Origin of the sequence: Streptomyces sp. NPDC057654, assembly GCF_042800135.1 — a bacterium.
In the GTDB taxonomy this organism is placed as follows: Bacteria; Actinomycetota; Actinomycetes; order Streptomycetales; family Streptomycetaceae; genus Streptomyces.
This window is the reverse complement of the sequence record NZ_JBHVHQ010001013.1, coordinates 1-2860: the sequence shown is the minus strand read 5'-3', so window position 1 is coordinate 2860 and position 2860 is coordinate 1. Positions and strand designations below refer to the sequence as shown.

Annotated in this window: 2 protein-coding genes; one reads left to right on the top strand and one right to left on the bottom strand. The window is 69.7% G+C overall.

The features are described 5' to 3' along the window. Positions 1-28: 28 nt before the first annotated feature. Entirely contained in the window at positions 29-754 is a 726-nt protein-coding gene (locus ACFU99_RS39720; protein ID WP_384402427.1) for a hemolysin III family protein, read from the bottom strand. A 275-nt stretch (positions 755-1029) separates the two neighbouring features. On the opposite strand from ACFU99_RS39720, the gene ACFU99_RS39715 reads away from it, so the two are divergent. Further along, positions 1030-2853 carry a phosphoenolpyruvate carboxykinase (GTP) gene (locus ACFU99_RS39715; RefSeq protein WP_384402424.1) on the top strand — a complete coding sequence of 608 codons (1824 nt, stop codon included), beginning with the start codon at positions 1030-1032 and terminating at the stop codon, positions 2851-2853. Positions 2854-2860 lie beyond the last annotated feature (7 nt).

Here is a 2860-nt window from a genome sequence, read left to right as displayed (position 1 = left end):
GCCACTGGAGAGGGCTGGGGAACGGGCGCTACGCGTGCGTATAGGCCACCAGCGAGATGCCGACGTAGTGCACGACGAACGCTGCCAGCGTCAGCGAGTGGAAGACCTCGTGGAAGCCGAACCAGCGCGGCGACGGGTTGGGGCGCTTGATCCCGTAGATCACCCCGCCCGCGCTGTAGAGCAGCCCGCCGACGATCACGCAGACGAGCACCGCGATCCCGCCCGCCTGGAGGAAGTCCGGCAGGAAGAAGACGGCGGCCCAGCCCATCGCGATGTAGCAGGGGGTGTAGAGCCAGCGCGGGGCGCCGATCCAGAAGACGCGGAAGGCGATGCCCGCCAGCGCCGCCCCCCAGACGGCCCAGAGCAGCGCCTGCCCGCGGGTGCCGGGGACCAGCAGCATGGTCAGCGGCGTATAGGTGCCCGCGATGATCAGGAAGATATTGGCGTGGTCCATCCGGCGGAGCACCGCGTCCATGCGCGGACTCCAGTTGCCGCGGTGGTAGAGGGCGCTCACGCCGAACAGCAGGCAGGCGGTGAGCGTGAAGATCGCGCACGCGACGCGGCCGCGCGTGCTGTCGGCCAGCGCGGTCAGCGCGACCCCGGCGAAGAGGACCGCCGGGAACATTCCGGCGTGCAGCCAGCCGCGCAGCCTCGGCTTGGCGGTGGACGACGGGCTCGCGGGTTCTCCCGGAAACGGGGTCGCGGGTTCTCCCGGGAAGGGGACGGCGGCGGCGTCGGGAGCGGCGGAGGTCATGCGGCCCATGCTAGCTACGGCACCGTAGGTTACGGGTCAGTTCCGCGTGGCGATGGTCACGAGTGCGCCCCCTGGACAGACGGCATTCCTGGTCGGATGATCAAATGAGTGCGGTCGGCACCGGATGAGCGGTCACGAAGCGTCCGGGTCGCGGCCCCCACGGGGCAACTAACGCCAAATGCGGACATCTTGCGGACATGTGTGCGGCAAGGGTCTGCTTCAACCCTCAACTTCTGACGCCGGAGCAGCGCGGTTTCCGGCGGGACGGAGCGATCGTGGCGCGCAGCAATGCGGCTCCCAGCACCCCCACCAACCACCAGGAGCTCCTCTCCTGGGTCCATGAGATCGCCGACCTCACCGAGCCGGACCGGATCGTCTGGTGCGACGGCTCCGAGGCCGAGTACGAGCGCCTGTGCGAGGAGCTCGTCGCGAGGGGCACGTTCCAGAAGCTCGACCCGATCAAGCGCCCGAACTCGTACTACGCCGCATCCGACCCCTCGGACGTCGCCCGCGTCGAGGACCGTACGTTCATCTGCTCCGAGAAGGAGGAGGACGCGGGGCCGACCAACCACTGGAAGGCCCCGGCGGAGATGCGTGACATCTTCACGGGGGAGAAGGGCATCTTCCGCGGCTCGATGCGCGGCCGGACCCTGTACGTCGTCCCGTTCTGCATGGGCCCGCTCGGCTCGCCGCTCTCGGCCCTCGGCGTGGAGATCACCGACTCCGCGTACGTGGCCGTCTCCATGCGCACCATGACCCGGATGGGCCAGGCCGTCCTGGACGAGCTCGGCGACGACGGCTTCTTCGTGAAGGCCGTCCACACCCTCGGCGCCCCGCTCGCCGAGGGCGAGGCCGACGTCCCGTGGCCCTGCAACTCCACCAAGTACATCTCGCACTTCCCCGAGGCCCGCGAGATCTGGTCGTACGGCTCCGGCTACGGCGGCAACGCCCTGCTCGGCAAGAAGTGCTACGCGCTGCGCATCGCCTCCGTCATGGCGCGCGACGAGGGCTGGCTCGCCGAGCACATGCTGATCCTCAAGCTGACGCCGCCGCAGGGCGAGTCGAAGTACGTCGCGGCCGCGTTCCCGAGCGCCTGCGGCAAGACCAACCTCGCCATGCTGGAGCCGACGATCTCCGGCTGGACGGTGGAGACCATCGGCGACGACATCGCCTGGATGCGGTTCGGCGAGGACGGCCGGCTCTACGCGATCAACCCGGAGGCCGGGTTCTTCGGCGTCGCGCCCGGCACCGGCGAGCACACCAACGCCAACGCCATGAAGACCATGTGGGGCAACTCCGTCTTCACCAACGTCGCGCTCACCGACGACGGCGACGTGTGGTGGGAGGGCATGACCGAGGAGCAGCCCGCGCACCTGACCGACTGGAAGGGCAACGACTGGACGCCCGAGTCGGAGACTCCGGCGGCGCACCCCAACGCCCGGTTCACCGTCCCGGCCGGCCAGTGCCCGATCATCGCGCCCGAGTGGGAGGACCCCAAGGGCGTGCCGATCTCGGCGATCCTCTTCGGCGGACGCCGCGCCTCGGCCGTGCCGCTGGTCACCGAGTCCTTCGACTGGCAGCACGGCGTCTTCCTCGGCGCGAACGTGGCGAGCGAGAAGACCGCCGCGGCCGAGGGCAAGGTCGGCGAGCTGCGCCGGGACCCGTTCGCGATGCTGCCGTTCTGCGGCTACAACATGGGCGACTACATGGGCCACTGGCTCAAGGTCGGCGCCGACAAGCCGGACGCGTCGAAGCTCCCGAAGATCTACTACGTGAACTGGTTCCGCAAGAACGAGGCGGGCACGTTCGTCTGGCCCGGCTTCGGCGAGAACGGCCGCGTCCTGAAGTGGATCGTGGAGCGCCTGGAGGGCAAGGCCGAGGGCGTCGAGACCCCGATCGGCGTGCTCCCGACGCCGGACGCCCTCGACACCGACGGCCTCGACCTCGGCGCCGACGAGCTGGACTTCCTGCTCAGCGTCGACAACGACGTCTGGCGCGAGGAGGCCGCGCTCATCCCCGAGCACCTCAACACCTTCGGCGACCACACGCCCAAGGAGCTGTGGGACGAGTACCGCTCGCTGGTGCGCCGCCTGGGCTGAGTGAGCC